This is a genomic window from Pseudomonas sp., assembly GCF_049300855.1.
Lineage (GTDB): Bacteria > Pseudomonadota > Gammaproteobacteria > Pseudomonadales > Pseudomonadaceae > Aquipseudomonas.
The window spans coordinates 231,161-249,122 of sequence record NZ_JBAQKH010000016.1 but is presented as its reverse complement, the minus strand read 5'-3'; the positions used below and the strand labels follow the sequence as shown (position 1 = coordinate 249,122).

General features: G+C 60.4%; 15 protein-coding genes and 1 pseudogene. 13 read left to right on the top strand and 3 right to left on the bottom strand.

Translation table 11 applies throughout. The features are described from left to right. The first annotated feature begins 172 nt into the window (after window positions 1-172). Window positions 173-1,183, top strand: coding sequence for a class 1 fructose-bisphosphatase (locus tag WA225_RS06215; RefSeq protein ID WP_008080580.1), 1,011 nt, complete (start codon window positions 173-175; stop codon window positions 1,181-1,183). A gap of 3 nt (window positions 1,184-1,186) precedes the next feature. Continuing rightward, window positions 1,187-1,789, top strand: coding sequence for a DUF924 family protein (locus WA225_RS06210; protein ID WP_422607258.1), 603 nt, complete (start codon window positions 1,187-1,189; stop codon window positions 1,787-1,789). A gap of 198 nt (window positions 1,790-1,987) precedes the next feature. Here WA225_RS06210 and WA225_RS06205 read toward each other — a convergent pair whose 3' ends face one another. Together WA225_RS06205 and WA225_RS06200 are read right to left on the bottom strand one after the other, a co-directional pair. Then, window positions 1,988-2,752 carry a methyl-accepting chemotaxis protein gene (locus tag WA225_RS06205; RefSeq protein ID WP_422607439.1) on the bottom strand — a complete coding sequence of 255 codons (765 nt, stop codon included), beginning with the start codon at window positions 2,750-2,752 and terminating at the stop codon, window positions 1,988-1,990. A gap of 93 nt (window positions 2,753-2,845) precedes the next feature. Beyond that, window positions 2,846-3,868: pseudogene (locus WA225_RS06200) on the bottom strand (HAMP domain-containing protein); the annotation flags it as partial. A 293-nt stretch (window positions 3,869-4,161) separates the two neighbouring features. Between WA225_RS06200 and WA225_RS06195 the strand changes: the two are divergent. Continuing rightward, complete coding sequence (locus WA225_RS06195; RefSeq protein WP_007952486.1) at window positions 4,162-4,416, top strand: hypothetical protein; 255 nt, start codon at window positions 4,162-4,164, stop codon at window positions 4,414-4,416. 30 nt (window positions 4,417-4,446) lie between these two features. Next, window positions 4,447-5,016 (top strand): lipocalin family protein, encoded by a 570-nt coding sequence (locus WA225_RS06190; protein WP_422607257.1) that lies wholly within the window; start codon window positions 4,447-4,449, stop codon window positions 5,014-5,016. A gap of 123 nt (window positions 5,017-5,139) precedes the next feature. Here the strand turns inward: WA225_RS06190 and WA225_RS06185 are convergent, their stop codons facing one another. Continuing rightward, complete coding sequence (locus tag WA225_RS06185; protein WP_422607256.1) at window positions 5,140-6,504, bottom strand: formimidoylglutamate deiminase; 1,365 nt, start codon at window positions 6,502-6,504, stop codon at window positions 5,140-5,142. A gap of 146 nt (window positions 6,505-6,650) precedes the next feature. Between WA225_RS06185 and hutC the strand changes: the two genes are divergently transcribed. The 9 genes from hutC to hutH (WA225_RS06140) all read left to right on the top strand — a co-directional run bounded on the left by hutC (window position 6,651) and on the right by hutH (WA225_RS06140) (window position 17,846). After that, complete coding sequence (gene hutC, locus WA225_RS06180; protein ID WP_162130175.1) at window positions 6,651-7,361, top strand: histidine utilization repressor; 711 nt, start codon at window positions 6,651-6,653, stop codon at window positions 7,359-7,361. After that, window positions 7,358-7,927: a HutD family protein gene (locus WA225_RS06175; protein ID WP_422607255.1), complete on the top strand. Its 570-nt coding sequence runs from the start codon at window positions 7,358-7,360 to the stop codon at window positions 7,925-7,927. The genes hutC and WA225_RS06175 overlap by 4 nt, the downstream gene beginning before the upstream one ends. Window positions 7,928-8,409: 482 nt before the next feature. After that, a complete protein-coding gene (hutU, locus tag WA225_RS06170; protein WP_422607254.1) occupies window positions 8,410-10,095 on the top strand; it encodes a urocanate hydratase in 1,686 nt (561 codons plus the stop codon). A gap of 163 nt (window positions 10,096-10,258) precedes the next feature. Next, entirely contained in the window at window positions 10,259-11,731 is a 1,473-nt protein-coding gene (locus tag WA225_RS06165; RefSeq protein ID WP_422607253.1) for a purine-cytosine permease family protein, read from the top strand. A 70-nt stretch (window positions 11,732-11,801) separates the two neighbouring features. Next, on the top strand, window positions 11,802-12,770 hold the full coding sequence (locus WA225_RS06160) for an ABC transporter substrate-binding protein (RefSeq protein ID WP_236427899.1): 969 nt from the start codon (window positions 11,802-11,804) through the stop codon (window positions 12,768-12,770). 83 nt (window positions 12,771-12,853) lie between these two features. Beyond that, entirely contained in the window at window positions 12,854-13,705 is an 852-nt protein-coding gene (locus tag WA225_RS06155; protein ID WP_422607252.1) for an ABC transporter permease, read from the top strand. Next, on the top strand, window positions 13,702-14,532 hold the full coding sequence (locus WA225_RS06150) for a quaternary amine ABC transporter ATP-binding protein (RefSeq protein WP_077570367.1): 831 nt from the start codon (window positions 13,702-13,704) through the stop codon (window positions 14,530-14,532). The genes WA225_RS06155 and WA225_RS06150 overlap by 4 nt, the downstream gene beginning before the upstream one ends. Window positions 14,533-14,672: 140 nt before the next feature. Beyond that, window positions 14,673-16,196 carry a histidine ammonia-lyase gene (hutH, locus tag WA225_RS06145; RefSeq protein WP_422607251.1) on the top strand — a complete coding sequence of 508 codons (1,524 nt, stop codon included), beginning with the start codon at window positions 14,673-14,675 and terminating at the stop codon, window positions 16,194-16,196. 117 nt (window positions 16,197-16,313) lie between these two features. Beyond that, the gene (hutH, locus tag WA225_RS06140) at window positions 16,314-17,846 is read left to right on the top strand and encodes a histidine ammonia-lyase (RefSeq protein WP_422607250.1); all 1,533 of its coding nucleotides are present in this window, start codon (window positions 16,314-16,316) and stop codon (window positions 17,844-17,846) included. Window positions 17,847-17,962: the final 116 nt, after the last annotated feature.

Sequence of the window (17,962 nt, the reverse complement as noted above, 5' to 3'; positions counted from 1 at the left end):
TCGCCCGATTTCCAACTACGCTAAATTCGCTACCTGAACTCTCCACCGACAATCACGTCTCATGCAGGCAATTACACCCTAACGCACGTTACCGGGCGTCATCGCTCGCTACGTTTTCAGACTCCCTGTAAACTGCGCGGGTTTTTAGCCCCCCATTCCACCGGAGCCGTCCATGTCCCGCGTTACCCTGAGTCGCTATTTGATTGAGCAGACCCGCAGCAATAACACTCCTGCCGATCTGCGTTTCCTGATCGAAGTGGTGGCGCGTGCCTGCAAGGAGATCAACCACGCCGTGTCCAAAGGCGCCCTGGGTGGTGTTCTGGGCAGCATGGGCACCGAAAACGTGCAGGGCGAAGTGCAGAAGAAGCTCGACGTGATCTCCAACGAGATCCTGCTCGAAGCCAACGAATGGGGCGGTCACCTGGCCGGCATGGCGTCCGAAGAAATGGACAATGCCTACCAGATCCCGGGCAAATACCCGAAAGGCGCGTACCTGCTGGTATTCGACCCACTGGACGGTTCGTCGAACATCGACATCAACGCTCCGGTCGGCACCATCTTCTCGGTATTGCGTTGCCCGAACGAATACCTGAGCCAGAACGAGCCGCTGAACGAGAAAGCGTTCCTGCAGCCAGGCACCCAACAGGTTGCCGCCGGTTACGCGATCTACGGTCCACAGACCATGCTGATCCTGACCTTGGGCGACGGCGTCAAAGGCTTCACTCTGGACCGTGAAATGGGCAGCTTCGTGCTGACTCACGAAAACATCACCATCCCGGAATCGACCCAGGAATTCGCCATCAACATGTCCAACCAGCGTCACTGGGAAGCCCCGGTACAACGCTACGTGGGCGAGCTGCTGGCCGGTGAAGAAGGTCCGCTGAAAAAGAACTACAACATGCGTTGGGTCGCGGCGATGGTTGCCGACGTACACCGCATCCTGACCCGTGGCGGCCTGTTCATGTACCCGCGCGATAGCCGTGAGCCTTCCAAGCCAGGCAAATTGCGTCTGATGTACGAAGCCAACCCGATGTCGTTCCTCGTGGAACAGGCGGGCGGCGCGTCCACCGACGGTCACCAGCGCATTCTCGACATCCAGCCAGAAGGCCTGCACCAACGCGTAGCGGTGTTCCTCGGCTCGAAAGAAGAAGTCGCCCGCGCGACGGCCTACCACAAGGAATAAACCATGACCGCGCCCTGGCAGCCGTTGCTCGACTGGTGGTTCGGACAAGCCGAATCCCCCGACGAGATAGCGGCTGACAAGGGCAAGTTGTGGTTCGGCAAGCGAGACAGCCAAGACCTCGAAGCGCAGACGCGTTTCGGGGTCTTTGTCGATAAAGCCCTGGCCGGCGAATTGACCGAGTGGACGCAACGTCCCGAAGGTTGGCTGGCGCTGGTGCTGCTGCTCGATCAACTGCCGCGAATGATCTTTCGCGATACTCCCAAAGCGTTTTCCGGTGATCTGCGTGCGCAAAAACTCGTCGCGCAAGGTATTGCGGCGGATTTTGATCGGCAGTTGAAGCCGATTCAGCGGGTGTTCATTTATCTGGTGTTCGAACACTGCGAAAACCTCGCTGTGCAGAACGAAGCCGTTTCCCGGTTTATCGAACTGGTGGCTGAACAGCCGGAAGGTGAGCGGGCGGTGTTTGCCGACAATCTGGATTATGCCGAGCGGCATCAGAAAGTGATCGCGCGGTTTGGCCGGTTTCCGCATCGCAATGCGGTGTTGGGGCGGGAGTCTACGGCGGAGGAGTTGGTGTTTCTTTCTGAGCCGGGTTCACGGTTTTAAGAGCTTTCCCTCACCCTAGCCCTCCCGAAACGTCGGACCGCCCGTAGGGAGAGGGGACTGACCGAGGTGGTTGGGCTTGATAAATCGACCTGCAAATTTCGAGTCGAACTCAGGTCTGGAAAATCCCCCGATCGGCTCCCTTTCCCCCTCGCCCCCCCTGGGGGAGAGGGCTGGGGTGAGGGGGTAAAGCCCTTGATCTTAAATGCGGAAACTACCCACCAACTGCTTCAACCGCGCCGCCTGCTGCTCAAGATCCGAGCACGCCCGCAACGTCGCATGCAAGTTCTCCACACCTTCCTGATTCAGCGTGTTGATCTCGTTGATATCGACATTGATCGACTCGACCACCGCCGTCTGCTCTTCCGTCGCGGTGGCCACCGACTGGTTCATCCCGTCGATCTCTCCAATACGCTGAGTCACGCTACCCAATCGCTCACCGGCCTGGTTGGCGATGCCGACGCTGCTTTCGCTCTCGCGCTGGCTCTCGGTCATGATGCTGACCGCCTGACGCGCGCCGACTTGCAGCTCTTCGATCATCTTCTGCACTTGCTGCGCCGAATCCTGGGTACGGTGGGCGAGGTTGCGCACTTCGTCGGCAACCACGGCGAAACCACGCCCGGCTTCACCGGCCCGCGCCGCTTCGATCGCGGCGTTGAGCGCGAGCAAGTTGGTCTGCTGGGAAATGCTGGTGATCACTTCGAGAATCTGACCGATGTTCACCGTGTTGCTGTTCAGTGTTTCGATGTTGCCGCACGAATCGCTGATCTTCGCCGACAACTGCTGCATGGCCTGAATGGTTTTATCCACAACCTGCTGACCGTCGACCGCGAGGCTGCGCGCATCGCTGGAATGCTGCGAGGCGAGGGCGGCGTTCTGGGCGATTTCCTGCGCGGCGGCGCCGAGTTGGTTAATCGCGGCAGCGACGCTATTAGTGCGGGTGGCTTGCTGGTCGGAGTTGTACATCGACGAGTTCGACGCCGCGACCACGCGCAGCGCGACTTCGTTGACTTGCCCTGTGGCCGAGGACACTTCGCGGATCGAGGTGTGAATACGTTCGACGAAGCGGTTGAACGAAGTGCCCAGCGCGCCGAATTCGTCGTTGCCGTGAATCACCAGACGTTTGGTCAGATCGCCTTCGCCTTCAGCGATATCGTGCATCGCGCGGCCCATGGTCAGCAGCGGTTGCATCAGCACGCGGATCAGCATGCCGAGCAGGGCGATGATGATCACCACGGCGATGACCATGGCGATCAGCGCCGAGGTGCGAAATTCGCTGAGCATCGCGAACGCGGTGTCTTTGTCGAGCACCAGTGCCACGTACCAATCGGCCGACGGCACGCCGTTGACGTGGGTGAAGGAGATCAGTTGAGTTTTGCCATTGAACTCGACTTCTTTCAGGCCCGGGCTGACCTTCGGCGCGCCGTTCGGGTAGGCCTCGGCGAGGGTCTTGAGCACCAGCTTGCTGTCCGGGTGGATCAGGATTTTGCCGTCGCTGCTGACGATGAACGCGTGGCCGTGGCCGCCGAAGTTCAGCGAGTTGATGATCGCGCTGACGCTGGTCAGGTCGATGTCGGCACCGGCGACGCCGAGCATCTGGCCCTGACGCTGCACTGGCGTGGCGACGGTGATCACCAGTTTGCCCGAAGAGGCGGCGATGTACGGTTCGGTGACGATGGTCTGCTGCGCGCTGTTCGCCGCTTTGTACCAGCCGCGTGCGCGTGGATCGTAATCCGGTGCGCGGTTGCCGGCCGGCACCGAGAACATCACGCCGTCGGCGCCACCGAAGTAGCTGAGCTGGAAATTGCCGGTGTAGGCGGGCAGGTCGATGATGCGTTTCAGGCTGGCGGGGGCGTTACCGTCGACGGCCACTTGCTGCGACAGCGATTGCAGCAACTGAATGCGGCTTTCCAGCCAGGTCTGGATGTTGCTGGTGGTCAGGCTGCCCAGTTCCTGCATCGAGGCTTCGGTGCTGCTGCTCAGGGCTTCGCGCTGTCGATAGTCGTTGAAGAAAATGAAACAGGCGAACGCAACGGCCACCACGAGGGCGGCAGCCAGCAAAATCTTGTGGCTGAATTTCATGTTTCTGGTCATCGAATGAACTACCGCGAAGGGGCTGGTCAAGAAAGGGCGGCAATTTGCCACACTCGGGGGCTTTGCGCTGCTCTTATTTCGACCGCGGCGCGCCAAAGATTAGGCGTCTTTTACGAAATGCGACGAAATGCTCAATAGCCCTACAAAGTGTCTGATTTATCGGCAAAAGCCGGACGGGCGGGCTAATAAATAGCCCTTCCCCCACGGAACCAGATGAGGGTTTTCTCTTCTAAGCTTCTGGTTGGCACCATGCCATCCCCCCTCGTTCCAGGAGTTACACCATGTCGCTGCGATCTATCGCCCTTCTGTCGTTTTGCGTGCTGCTGGCCGCATGCAGCAAGGTCAATCAGGAAAACTATTCGAAGCTCTCGGCCGGCATGGCCAAGGCCGAAGTCGAGACCCTGCTCGGCAAACCGACGGATTGCTCGGGCGCGCTCGGCATGTCCAGTTGCACCTGGGGCGACAAGAACAGCTTTATCAGCGTGCAGTACGCCGGTGACAAAGTGCTGATGTTTTCCGGCCAAGGCCTGAAGTAAACCGGGGCTTCGCGCCCACGGAGAAGAAAAATGAAGCGGTTATTGCTGATCCTTTTTGCCGGCCTGGTACTGGCCGGCTGCGCCACTTCCGGCGTCGACCCGTTGGCGCCGAAAACCGTCAACAGCGTCAATCTCAAGCGCTATCAGGGCACCTGGTATGAACTGGCGCGCTTGCCGATGTACTTCCAGCGCAATTGCGCGCAGTCCGAAGCTCATTACACCCTCAAGCCTGACGGTAATGTCGCGGTGCTCAATCGCTGCCTGACCCCGGACTGGCAATGGGAAGAGGCCAAGGGCACGGCTTATCCACAGATGCCGGGCAAGACCGACAAGCTCTGGGTCGAGTTCGATACCTGGTTTTCGCGCCTGATCCCGGGTGTGGCGAAAGGCCAATACTGGGTGTTGTACGTCAGCGATGACTACAAGACCGCCATCGTCGGCGACCCGAGTCGCAAGTACTTGTGGTTGCTGTCACGCACGCCGACCGTCAACGGGGTGGTGCGTGAAGAGCTGCTGAGCAAGGCGCGTCAGCAGGGTTATGACACGACGCGATTGATCTGGCGCGCTTCGGATCGGCAGATGGCCAAGACTTCGAATTAATCACCGATCCTGATCACTCCCACGCTCCGCGTGGGAGTGTCTCAATGGACGCTCCGCGTCCGCTTTTGGGACGCAGAGCGTCCCGGGCTGCATTCCCACGCAGAGCGTGGGAACGATCAGCCGTCAGCCGAGAAGGTCACGCAGGACCTGGGTGAAGGCGCGAGCACTGTCCTCTTCGCCAGCATGCCGGCCATCGCGCACAACCCACTGGCCGTTGACCAACACATCGCGCACCTGCCGATCGCCGCCGGCAAACAACCAGCGATTCAAAATCCCGTCACCGGTGGCCGTCGCCAGATACGGATCATTACCATCGAGCACGATCCAGTCCGCACGCTTGCCCACTTCCAGCGCCCCGATCGGCTGCCCCAACGCCTGCGCACCGCCATCCAGTGCCGCGTCATACAAGGTGCGCCCGACCATCGGCTGATCCGCACCGTACAAACGGTTACGCCGCTGATCGCGCAGACGCTGACCGTATTCCAGCCAACGCAATTCCTCCACCACGCTGAGCGACACATGGCTGTCGGAACCGATGCCCATGCGCCCGCCCTGCGCGAGGAAATCCACCGCCGGGAAAATCCCGTCACCCAGGTTCGCTTCGGTGGTCAGACACAGGCCGGCAATGGCGCGACTCCTGGCCATCAGCGTGACTTCTTCAGCGTTGGCATGAGTGGCGTGGACCAGGCACCAGCGCTGATCGACTTCGGCATTTTCATACAGCCATTGCAGCGGACGCCGACCGCTCCAGCTCAGGCAGTCGTCGACTTCTTTTTGCTGCTCGGCGATGTGGATGTGCACCGGGCATTGCTTGTCGCTGGCGGCCAGTACTTCGCTGATTTGTTGCGGCGTCACCGCGCGCAACGAGTGGAAGCACAGGCCCAGCGATTGCGCCTTTTGCTGCGCCAACAACGGCTGCAAACGTGATTGCAGATTCAGGTAATTTTCGGTGCTGTTGATAAAGCGGCGCTGACCATCGTTAGGCGTCTGGCCGCCGAAGCCTGAGTGGCTGTAGAGCACCGGCAACAGGGTCAGACCGATGCCGCTTTCACTCGCGGCCTGACTGATGCACAACGCCAGTTCAGCGGGATCGGCATAAGGCTGGCCATTACTGTCGTGGTGCACGTAATGAAATTCTGCAACGGAGGTGTAACCGGCCTTGAGCATTTCGATGTACAGCTGGCGGGCGATAACACCGAGCTGATCCGGGCTGATTTTTCCGACGAGGCGATACATCAGATCACGCCAGGTCCAGAAACTGTCGTTCGGGTTGCCGGCCACTTCGGCCAGTCCGGCCATCGCCCGCTGGAACGCATGCGAATGCAGATTGGGCATCCCCGGCAGCAACGGACCGCTTAGCCGTTCGGCGCCATCTGCGGTGGAATCGGCCTGGATTTGGGTCAGCAGGCCATCGGCGCTGACCTCAAGACGTACATTGTTGGCCCATCCGTTAGGCAGCAGCGCGCGTTCGGCAAAGAAGGCGGACATGGTTCAGCACCCCATCGTGTGTTATTTGTATATACATATACAGACGTTTGCCTGCCCGGTAAACTCCGGCAAGCTAGCCACTTTCATCCAATGAACAGGGATCAACCGTGCCGACTCCGCCTCCAGTCTCCCCGTTGGCCGCGAACATGGGCGACAGTCCGGCGCCCTTGTACGCCCGCGTCAAACAGATGATCACCCAGCAGATCGACAGCGGAAACTGGCCGCCGCACTACCGCGTGCCGTCCGAGAGCGAGCTGGTCAATCAGCTCGGCTTCAGCCGCATGACCATCAACCGTGCGTTGCGCGAAATGACCGCCGACGGTCTGTTGGTGCGCATGCAAGGTGTCGGCACTTTCGTCGCCGAACCGAAGAGCCAGTCCGCGCTATTCGAAGTGCATAACATCGCCGACGAAATCGCCTCCCGTGGCCATCGCCACACTTGCCAGGTGATTACCCTCGAAGAAGAGGCCGCCGGTTCCGAGCGCGCGCTGGCGCTGGACATGCGCGAAGGGCAGAAGGTGTTCCACTCGCTGATCGTGCATTACGAAAACGACATCCCGGTGCAAATCGAAGACCGTTTCGTCAACGCACTGGTTGCCCCGGAATACCTCAAGCAGGACTTCACTCTGCAGACGCCATACGCCTATCTCAATCAGGTCGCGCCGCTGACCGAGGGCGAGCACGTGGTTGAAGCGATTCTCGCCGAATCATCCGAGTGCAAGTTGTTGCAGATCGAGAAGGGCGAACCTTGCCTGCTGATACGTCGCCGCACGTGGTCGGGGCGTCAGCCGGTGACCGCTGCACGTTTGATTCATCCGGGTTCTCGTCATCGTCTGGAAGGACGCTTTCATAAATGAATGGTTTGAAGGTTTTACGCGCTGAGGGTTACCCGCGCATGCCGTGGAAAAACGGTGGCGGCAGCACTGAAGAAATCACCCGTGACGCGGGTGCAGGGCTGGACGGTTTTGGCTGGCGCCTGTCGATTGCCGACATCGCCGAGTCCGGCGGTTTTTCGACCTTCGCTGGCTATCAGCGGGTGATCACCGTATTGCAGGGTGATGGCATGACCCTGTGCGTCGACGGCGACGATACGCGGCCGCTGTTACCGCTCGACCCGTTTGCCTTCAGCGGCGAAAGCCAGGTGTCGTGCACGCTGCTCGGTGGCGCGATTCGCGACTTCAACCTGATCTACGCGCCGCAGCGGTACAGCGCGCGGTTGCAGTGGCTGGACGGTGAACAGCGGTTGTTCAGTTCGGCGGGGACGGTGCTGGTGTTCAGTGTCAGTGAGTTGCTGGAAGTGCAGGTTGGTGACGCCGTTTCGCAACTCGGTCGCCATGATTGTCTGCAACTGGACGGCAACAGCGGTCTGGCCGAAGTCTTCAGCAATGCCGCTTGCTGCGTGATCGAGCTGACTGCGCGCTAGTTAATCCTCCCCTCTGATCGTTCCCACGCTCTGCGTGGGAATGCATCCCTTGACGCTCTGCGTCACCTCCATCGAAGCGGACGCAGAGCGTCCATGGCGGCGTAACCACGCAGAGCGTGGGAACGATCAAGATTCTGTTTCCATCCTCGCACCAACTTGTTACCGAACGCCCCAGTGTGGCGCAAAACCACGCTCATCCAAGCAAATCCAAACTGCACAAAATCTCTCCCGGAAAAATTTCATCCACGCCTGAACCCTTGATTCAGGCGCTCTCCAGCCTTGCCCGCAATTTTTCCTGAACCACCCTCCAGCAAGTTGGCCGCTTGATTGCATATGCTTGTATGTACAAGTAAAGACGTATGCGTATGAGTCGTTCGAGACTCTCCGCAGCGTCCACTGATTCGCTTGTCGCGCATTGATGCACGCAGGCTGCTTGCCCACTGCCAGGGTTGGTTTGAATTGATCGCTGAGGAGTCTTTTTCGTGACTGACAATAAGCCTACAAAGTTTCGCAACGTTGAGATCCGCGCTGCCCGCGGCAACACGCTGACCGCCAAGAGCTGGCTGACCGAAGCGCCGCTGCGCATGCTGATGAACAACCTCGACCCGGAAGTCGCCGAGAACCCGAAAGAGCTGGTGGTTTACGGTGGTATCGGTCGCGCCGCGCGTAACTGGGAGTGCTACGACAAGATCGTCGAGAGCCTGACCAATCTGAACGACGACGAGACCCTGCTGGTGCAGTCCGGCAAGCCGGTCGGCGTGTTCAAGACCCACAGCAACGCCCCGCGCGTACTGATCGCCAACTCCAACCTCGTCCCGCACTGGGCGAGCTGGGAGCACTTCAACGAACTCGACGCCAAAGGCCTGGCCATGTACGGCCAGATGACCGCCGGCAGCTGGATCTACATCGGCAGCCAAGGCATCGTTCAAGGCACCTACGAAACCTTCGTCGAAGCCGGTCGCCAGCATTACAACGACAACCTCACCGGCAAGTGGGTTTTGACTGCCGGTCTGGGCGGTATGGGCGGCGCGCAACCTCTGGCTGCGACACTGGCCGGCGCCTGCTCGCTGAACATCGAATGCCAACAAGTCAGTATCGATTTCCGCCTGAAAAGCCGCTACGTCGATGAGCAAGCCAAAGACCTCGACGACGCCTTGGCGCGCATCGACAAATACACCAAGGAAGGCAAGGCAATCTCCATCGCCCTGCTCGGTAACGCGGCGGAAATCCTCCCGGAACTGGTCAAGCGCGGCGTACGCCCGGACATGGTCACCGACCAGACCAGCGCCCACGACCCGCTCAACGGTTACCTGCCCGCCGGCTGGACCTGGGACGAGTACCGCGCCCGCGCCAAGACCGAACCGGCCGCTGTGATCAAAGCCGCCAAACAGTCGATGGCGGTGCACGTCAAAGCCATGCTGGAATTCCAGAAGCAAGGCATCCCGACCTTCGACTACGGCAATAACATCCGTCAGATGGCCCAGGAAGAAGGCGTCGAAAACGCGTTCGATTTCCCAGGCTTCGTACCGGCCTACATTCGTCCGCTGTTCTGCCGTGGCATCGGCCCGTTCCGTTGGGCGGCACTGTCGGGCGATCCGCAAGACATCTACAAAACCGACGCCAAGGTCAAAGAACTGATCCCGGATGACGCCCACCTGCACAACTGGCTGGACATGGCCCGCGAGCGCATCAGCTTCCAGGGTTTGCCGGCCCGTATCTGCTGGGTCGGCCTGGGCCTGCGCGCCAAGCTCGGTCTGGCCTTCAACGAGATGGTGCGCAGCGGTGAGCTGTCGGCGCCGATCGTGATCGGTCGCGACCACCTCGACTCCGGCTCGGTGGCCAGCCCCAACCGTGAAACCGAATCGATGCAGGACGGTTCCGACGCCGTGTCCGACTGGCCACTGCTCAACGCTCTGCTGAACACCGCGAGCGGCGCGACCTGGGTTTCCCTGCACCACGGCGGCGGCGTTGGCATGGGCTTCTCGCAGCACTCGGGCATGGTGATTGTCTGCGACGGTACGGACGAAGCGGCCGAGCGCATTGCGCGCGTGCTGCACAACGACCCGGCCACCGGTGTCATGCGCCACGCCGATGCCGGTTACCAGATCGCCATCGACTGCGCCAAGGAACAGGGCCTGAACCTGCCGATGATTACTGGCGGCAAGTAACACGTTTTGGCTTTATGTGGGAGCGAGCTTGCTCGCGAAAGCAATCTGTCAGTCAGCAAAGATGTTGAATGTGCTGGCCAATTCGCGAGCAAGCTCGCTCCCACAGAAAAGCAGCCCTACCGAAGCTCAGTGAACTATTAAAACAATCCACAGAGGTTGAATCATGGCTGTCAACACCGATCGTGCAGGCAACAAACCGTTGATCGAAAGGCGTTCGATCGACTACATCCCGGAAGCGGAAAGACACGGTCGTCTGTTTAGCCAGTTCACCCTGTGGATGGGTGCCAACCTGCAAATCACTGCGATTGTCACCGGGGCCTTGGCCGTGGTGCTGGGCGGTGATGTGTTCTGGTCGCTGATCGGTCTGTTGATCGGTCAATTGCTCGGCGGTGGCGTGATGGCGCTGCACGCGGCGCAAGGGCCGAAACTCGGTCTGCCGCAGATGATTTCCAGCCGCGTGCAGTTTGGCGTTTACGGCGCGGCGATCCCGATTGTGCTGGTGTGCCTGATGTACCTCGGTTTCACCGCGACGGGCACGGTACTTTCCGGTCAGGCGCTGGGCCAGTTGTTTGGCGTCAGCGACACCGTCGGCATTCTGCTTTTCGCCAGCGTCATCGTGGTGGTCACGGTGCTCGGTTATCGGGTCATCCACTGGATCGGCCGTGTCGCCAGTGTCATCGGCGTGATCGCTTTCGTTTATCTGTTCAGCCGTCTGATCAGTCAGGTCGACGTCGGCGCGCTCCTGCAAATCCGTCACTTCAGCTGGAGCAGCTTCCTGCTCGCGGTATCGCTTGCCGCGTCCTGGCAGATCGCTTTCGGCCCGTACGTGGCTGACTATTCCCGTTACCTGCCGAGCAAGACGTCGGCGGTAAAAACTTTCTTCGCTGCGGGTGCCGGTTCGGTTATTGGCGCACAGGTGGCGATGGTCCTCGGCGTGTTCGCGGCCGCTTCGGCCAACGGTCAATTCGCCGGTCACGAAGTCGCCTACATCGTCGGTCTGGGCGGCACCGGTGCCACCGCCGCGCTGCTGTACTTCAGCATCGCGTTCGGCAAGGTGACCATCTCGACGCTGAACTCCTACGGCAGCTTCATGTGCATCGCGACCATCATCAGTGGCTTCAAAGGCCACCTGACCGTTACGCGCCTGCAGCGTCTGGTGTTTGTTCTGGTGATCGTTGGCGCAGCGACTCTGATTGCGTTGCTCGGTCAGCACTCGTTCCTCGGTGCGTTCAAGTCTTTCATCCTGTTCCTGCTCGCGTTCTTCACCCCGTGGAGCGCGATCAACCTGGTCGACTATTACTGCATCACCCGCGAGCGTTATGACGTGCCGGCACTGGCCGATCCGAACGGTCGCTACGGCCGCTGGAACCTGCTCGGCATCAGCGTCTATGTGTTCGGTGTGCTGGTGCAGTTGCCGTTCATCTCCACCAAGTTCTACACCGGCCCGCTGGTGGCGGCCCTCGGTGATGTGGACATTTCCTGGATCATCGGCCTGGTGCTGCCGGCCGTCGTCTACTACGTGTGCGCAAAAAAATGGCACAGCGCGGTACCCGATCAACTGATTCTGCCGGTCGAGCAGAACAGCGTTGTACAACCTAAAACAAGCGGGGCCGGTCGCGCTGCGGCGCAGGCCTGATTTGGACGTGGACAGGGCTGGATGCCTCTTGACTGCCGTAAGCCAATTCATGATTAGGAGCGTCACAACAATGAAATCGAACAAGACCCTGCTGACCACATTGCTGTCCATGGGCCTGCTGGCCAGTGCCGGTGCGACCCAAGCCGCCGGCTGGTGCGAATCGGGCAAACCGGTGAAATTCGCCGGGCTGAACTGGGAAAGCGGCATGCTCCTGACTGACGTCCTGCAAGTGGTGCTGGAGAAAGGTTACGACTGCAAGACCGACAGCCTGCCGGGTAACTCCATCACCATGGAAAACGCCCTGAGCAGCAACGACATTCAAGTGTTCGCCGAAGAGTGGGTCGGCCGCAGCGAGGTCTGGAACAAGGCCGAGAAGGCCGGCAAGGTCGTCGGTGTCGGCGCTCCGGTCGTCGGCGCGGTGGAAGGCTGGTACGTACCGCGCTACGTGATCGAAGGCGACGCCAAACGCAAGCTGGAACCAAAAGCCCCGGACCTGAAAAACATCGCTGACCTGGGCAAATACGCCGCCGTGTTCAAGGACGCCGAAGAGCCTTCCAAAGGCCGTTTCTACAACTGCCCGGCCGGCTGGACCTGCGAACTCGACAACAGCGAAATGCTGAAAAGCTACGGTCTGGAAAGCAGCTACACCAACTTCCGCCCGGGCACCGGCCCGGCGCTGGATGCCGCAGTGCTGTCGAGCTACAAGCGCGGCGAGCCGATCCTGTTCTACTACTGGTCGCCAACCCCGCTGATGGGCCAGGTGGATCTGGTCAAACTCGAAGAAAAACCGGGCGTCGACAAGACCGTGAGCATCAAGGTCGGCCTGTCGAAAACCTTCCACGAACAGGCGCCGGAACTGGTCGCCGTGCTGGAAAAGGTCAACCTGCCGATCGACTTGCTGAACCAGAACCTGGGTCGCATGGCCAAGGAACGTATCGAGTCGCCAAAACTGGCGAAAATCTTCCTCAAGGAACATCCTGAGGTCTGGCATGCGTGGGTCAGTGAAGACGCAGCCAAGAAAATCGACGCGGCGCTGTAGGTCGATACCTCCCGGTCAACCGTGAGGCTGGCCGGGGGATATGCCGTAAACGCTTGATTGAGATTTCTGATTGAGAGCCGCTTATGTTTCCCGAAAGCTTTACCTTTTCCATCGCCGACTGGGTCAACGGTTGGGTCGATTCGCTGGTCACCAACTACGGTGATGTGTTCCGCCACATCTCCGACACCCTGCTCTGGGCCATCGTCAACCTCGAAAGCCTGCTGCGTGCGGCGCCATGGTGGTTGATGCTGGCCATCGTTGGTGTGGTTGCCTGGCATGCCACGCGCAAAGTCGTGACCACGGCAGTCATCGTCGGTCTGCTGTTCCTCGTCGGCGCCGTTGGCTTGTGGGACAAGCTTATGCAGACCCTGGCGCTAATGATGGTCGCGACGATCATTTCGGTGCTGATCGGCATTCCGCTGGGGATTCTCTCGGCACGCAGCAATCGCCTGCGTTCGGTGCTGATGCCGCTGCTCGACATCATGCAGACCATGCCGAGTTTCGTGTATCTGATTCCGGTGCTGATGCTGTTCGGCCTCGGCAAGGTGCCGGCGATTTTCGCCACGGTGATTTATGCCGCGCCACCGCTGATTCGCCTGACCGATCTGGGCATCCGTCAGGTTGACGGCGAAGTCATGGAAGCGATCAACGCGTTCGGCGCCAACCGCTGGCAGCAACTGTTCGGCGTGCAATTGCCGCTGGCCCTGCCGAGCATTATGGCCGGGATCAACCAGACCACCATGATGGCCCTGTCGATGGTGGTGATTGCCTCGATGATCGGTGCCCGTGGCCTCGGTGAAGATGTGTTGGTGGGGATTCAGACCCTCAACGTCGGGCGTGGCCTTGAGGCCGGTCTGGCGATCGTGATTCTCGCAGTGGTCATCGACCGCATTACTCAGGCGTACGGTCGGCCACGGCATGAGGTGAGCAAATGAGCAACGCAACCGTGAGCAAGATCGAAGTCAAAAACGTCTTCAAGATTTTCGGCAACCGCGCGAAGGATGCACTGGCCATGGTCGGCCAGGGCAAGACCAAGGATCAGGTGCTGAGCGAGACCGGTTGCGTGGTCGGCGTTAACGACCTGTCGTTGAGCATCGGCACCGGCGAGATCTTCGTGATCATGGGCTTGTCCGGTTCCGGCAAATCGACGCTGGTGCGCCACTTCAATCGGCTGATCGACCCCACCAGCGGCGCGATCCTCGTCGACGGCGTGGACATCCTGCAGTACGACATGGACGCCCTGCGCGAATTTCGCCGGCACAAGATCAGCATGGTGTTCCAGAGCTTCGGCCTGCTGCCGCACAAGACTGTGCTCGACAACGTCGCCTACGGCTTGAAAGTGCGCGGCGAGAGCAAGCAAATGTGCTCGGAACGCGCGCTGCACTGGATCAACACCGTGGGCCTCAAAGGCTACGAAAACAAATACCCGCACCAGCTTTCCGGCGGCATGCGCCAGCGTGTCGGTTTGGCCCGCGCCTTGGCGGCGGACACCGACATCATCCTCATGGACGAAGCGTTCAGTGCGCTGGATCCGCTGATCCGCGCGGAGATGCAGGACCAGTTGCTGGAGCTGCAAAAGACTCTGCACAAGACCATCGTCTTCATCACCCATGACCTTGATGAAGCGGTGCGCATCGGTAATCGCATTGCGATTCTCAAGGATGGCAAGTTGATTCAGGTCGGTACGCCACGCGAGATTCTGCATTCGCCAGCGGATGAGTATGTCGACCGGTTTGTGCAGCGGCGAGCGGCGGTGGTCTGACGCTCGTTCCCACGCTCTGCGTGGGAATGCATCCCGTGACGCTCCGCGTCACCCTGCACAGAGCAGAAATCGGGACGCGGAGCGTCCCAGGCGGCATTCCCACGCAGAGCGTGGGAACGATCTAACTCAAGAGGTTTTAGATGTCCCAGGCTGAAAAAATCGTTATCACCGGCGCCCCCCTGCGTTGGCAGGACGTGGTCGCGGTCGCCCGTCACGGCGCGCAACTTGAGCTGTCCAGCGACACCTGGGCGCGCATCGAAAACGCCCAAGGCATCGTCCAGCGCATCGTCGAAAGCGGCGAGCGCGCCTATGGCGTCAACACCGGCCTGGGCGGTTTGTCCAACGTCTCGCTTAAAGACGAGCAACTCAGCCAGCTCTCGCGCAACACCTTGCTCAGCCATGCCTGCGGTGTCGGCCCGGTGCTTGCCGACGAGCAGACTCGCGCGATCATCTGCGCCGCCATTCACAACTACAGCCACGGCAAATCCGGCATTCACCGCCGGGTCGTCGAAGCGCTGCTGGCGCTGCTCAATCGCGGCATCACCCCGCAAGTGCCGTCGCAAGGTTCGGTGGGTTATCTGACCCACATGGCGCACATCGGCATCACGCTGCTCGGTGTCGGCACTGTCAGCTATCGCGGGCAGGTTATTTCCGCACAACAGGCGCTGGCCGAAGAAGGTCTGCAACCGGTGCAACTCGGTGCGAAGGACGGTTTGTGCCTGGTCAACGGCACGCCATGCATGACCGGGCTCAGCTGTCTGGCGATTGCCGATGCGACGCGGCTGGTGCAGTGGGCCGATGTCATCGGCGCGATGAGTTTCGAAGCCCAGCGCGGCCAGATTGATGCCTTCGACGCGGAAATCATCGCGCTGAAACCGCACCCGGGCATGCAGCAGGTCGGCGTCAATTTGCGTGCGTTGCTCGATGGCAGTGAAGTGATTGCGTCGAGCAAGGGCATCCGCACTCAGGATGCGCTGAGTATCCGCTCGATCCCGCAGGTGCACGGCGCCGCGCGGGACCAACTGGAACATGCGATCAAACAGGTCGAAGCCGAACTCAATGGCTGCACCGACAACCCGTTGCTGCTGGGCACACCGGACAACTTCCGGGTGATGTCGCAAGCCAACCCGCACGGCCAATCGGTGGCGATGGCGGCAGATCTGCTGGCGATTGCCATGGCCGAAATCGGCTCGATTGCCGAGCGTCGCCTCGATCGTCTGGTCAACCCGCACGTCAGCGGTCTGCCAGCGTTTCTGGTGGCCAATCCGGGGGTGAACTCGGGGATGATGATCGTGCAATACGTCGCCGCATCGCTGTGTGCGGAAAACCGCCAATTGGCGCAACCGGCGGTACTCGATAACTACATCACCTCGGGCCTGCAGGAAGACCACTTGAGCATGGGCACCAATGCCGCGCTGAAGCTGCATCGCGCCTTGGAAAACTGCACGCAGATCCTCGCCATCGAATACCTGCTGGCGGCGCAGGCGTTTGAGTTCCTCAAGGAACAACGCTTCGGCGCGGGCACTGACCGCGCGTGGCGACTGCTGCGCGAAACGGTTCCGGCCTACGATCAGGATCGCTGGCTCGCCCCGGATATCGCTGCCGCTGCGAGCGTGTTGAAAAACCCGAATCTGCTGCACAACGTTCTATCGAATTTGCACTGACACTACCCCATACCAGCGTGCCAAGGCGTGGATCGTTTACAAGACGAGAAACGACGGATAACGGAATGCTCCGGAGCGACTGGTAGTTAATAACAATGTCTCAAAAGGAGCATTTAAATGACTGCGCTGAACCTGATTCCCGGCCAACTGAGCCTGGCCCAACTGCGTGACGTCTACCAGAACCCGGTCAAGCTGAGCCTCGACAACAGCGCCTCGGCACAGATCGAAGCCAGTGTTGCCTGCGTCGAACAGATCCTCGCCGAGAACCGCACCGCGTACGGCATCAACACCGGTTTCGGCCTGCTGGCCTCGACGCGTATCGCCAGCGAAGACCTCGAGAACCTGCAGCGCTCGCTGGTGCTGTCCCACGCTGCCGGTGTCGGCCAGCCGATCAGCGACGAACTGGTGCGGCTGGTCATGGTGCTCAAGGTCAACAGCCTCAGCCGTGGCTTCTCCGGTATTCGCCGCGTGGTGATCGATGCGCTGATTGCGCTGATCAATGCCGAGGTTTACCCGCACATTCCGCTGAAAGGTTCGGTGGGCGCGTCGGGCGACCTTGCGCCGTTGGCGCACATGTCGCTGGTGCTGCTGGGCGAGGGCAAGGCGCGCTACAAGGGCGAGTGGATGGAAGCCACTGAAGCGCTGAAAGTCGCCGGCCTGACGCCGCTGACTTTAGCGGCTAAAGAAGGTCTGGCGCTGCTCAACGGTACTCAGGTTTCCACCGCGTTTGCATTGCGTGGTCTGTTTGAGGGTGAAGACCTGTTTGCCGGTGCCTTGGCGCTGGGCGGTCTGACGGTTGAAGCAGTATTGGGTTCGCGCTCGCCATTCGATGCACGTATTCACGCCGCGCGTGGCCAGAAAGGTCAGATCGACGCCGCTGCTGCTTACCGTGATCTGCTGGGTGAGCGCAGCGAAGTCTCCGATTCGCACCAGAACTGCGAGAAAGTGCAGGATCCGTACTCGCTGCGCTGCCAGCCGCAAGTCATGGGCGCCTGCCTGACCCAGTTCCGTCAGGCTGCTGAAGTGTTGGCCGTCGAAGCCAACGCTGTATCCGATAACCCGCTGGTTTTCGCCGCTGAAGGCGATGTGATTTCCGGCGGCAACTTCCACGCCGAACCGGTGGCGATGGCCGCGGACAACATGGCCCTGGCCATCGCCGAAATCGGCTCGCTGAGCGAACGCCGCATCTCGCTGATGATGGACAAGCACATGTCGCAACTGCCGCCGTTCCTCGTCGCCAATGGCGGAGTGAACTCCGGTTTCATGATTGCTCAAGTGACGGCAGCGGCACTGGCCAGCGAAAACAAGGCCTTGTCCCATCCGCATTCGGTGGACAGTCTGCCGACCTCGGCCAACCAGGAAGACCACGTGTCGATGGCCCCGGCCGCCGGCAAGCGTCTGTGGGAAATGGCTGAAAACACCCGCGGGATTCTCGCGGTGGAATGGTTGGCGGCGGTGCAGGGCCTGGATCTGCGTAACGGCCTGAAGACCTCGGCGAAGCTGGAACAGGCTCGGGCGATTTTGCGTAAGGAAGTACCGTTTTATGAGAAGGACCGCTTTTTTGCGCCGGACATTAACGCGGCGACTGAACTGTTGGCTTCGCGGTGTTTGACTGAGCTGGTTCCGGCGAAGCTTTTGCCGAGCCTTTAACCCTACACACTGATCGTTCCCATGCTCCGCGTGGGAATGCAGCCCGTGACGCTCCGCGTCACTGGACGCAGAGCGTCCCCTGAGGCATTCCCACGCAGAGCGTGGGAACGATCACC

Coding starts and splice junctions, on each gene's coding strand:
- WA225_RS06215 (WP_008080580.1), top strand. CDS start 173: ATGTCCCGCGTTACCCTGAGTCGCTATTTGATTGAGCAGACCCGCAGC.
- WA225_RS06165 (WP_422607253.1), top strand. CDS start 10,259: ATGGCTGTCAACACCGATCGTGCAGGCAACAAACCGTTGATCGAAAGG.
- WA225_RS06155 (WP_422607252.1), top strand. CDS start 12,854: ATGTTTCCCGAAAGCTTTACCTTTTCCATCGCCGACTGGGTCAACGGT.
- WA225_RS06210 (WP_422607258.1), top strand. CDS start 1,187: ATGACCGCGCCCTGGCAGCCGTTGCTCGACTGGTGGTTCGGACAAGCC.
- hutH (WP_422607251.1), top strand. CDS start 14,673: ATGTCCCAGGCTGAAAAAATCGTTATCACCGGCGCCCCCCTGCGTTGG.
- WA225_RS06175 (WP_422607255.1), top strand. CDS start 7,358: ATGAATGGTTTGAAGGTTTTACGCGCTGAGGGTTACCCGCGCATGCCG.
- WA225_RS06150 (WP_077570367.1), top strand. CDS start 13,702: ATGAGCAACGCAACCGTGAGCAAGATCGAAGTCAAAAACGTCTTCAAG.
- WA225_RS06205 (WP_422607439.1), bottom strand. CDS start 2,752: ATGTACAACTCCGACCAGCAAGCCACCCGCACTAATAGCGTCGCTGCC.
- hutH (WP_422607250.1), top strand. CDS start 16,314: ATGACTGCGCTGAACCTGATTCCCGGCCAACTGAGCCTGGCCCAACTG.
- WA225_RS06160 (WP_236427899.1), top strand. CDS start 11,802: ATGAAATCGAACAAGACCCTGCTGACCACATTGCTGTCCATGGGCCTG.
- WA225_RS06195 (WP_007952486.1), top strand. CDS start 4,162: ATGTCGCTGCGATCTATCGCCCTTCTGTCGTTTTGCGTGCTGCTGGCC.
- hutC (WP_162130175.1), top strand. CDS start 6,651: ATGGGCGACAGTCCGGCGCCCTTGTACGCCCGCGTCAAACAGATGATC.
- WA225_RS06190 (WP_422607257.1), top strand. CDS start 4,447: ATGAAGCGGTTATTGCTGATCCTTTTTGCCGGCCTGGTACTGGCCGGC.
- WA225_RS06185 (WP_422607256.1), bottom strand. CDS start 6,504: ATGTCCGCCTTCTTTGCCGAACGCGCGCTGCTGCCTAACGGATGGGCC.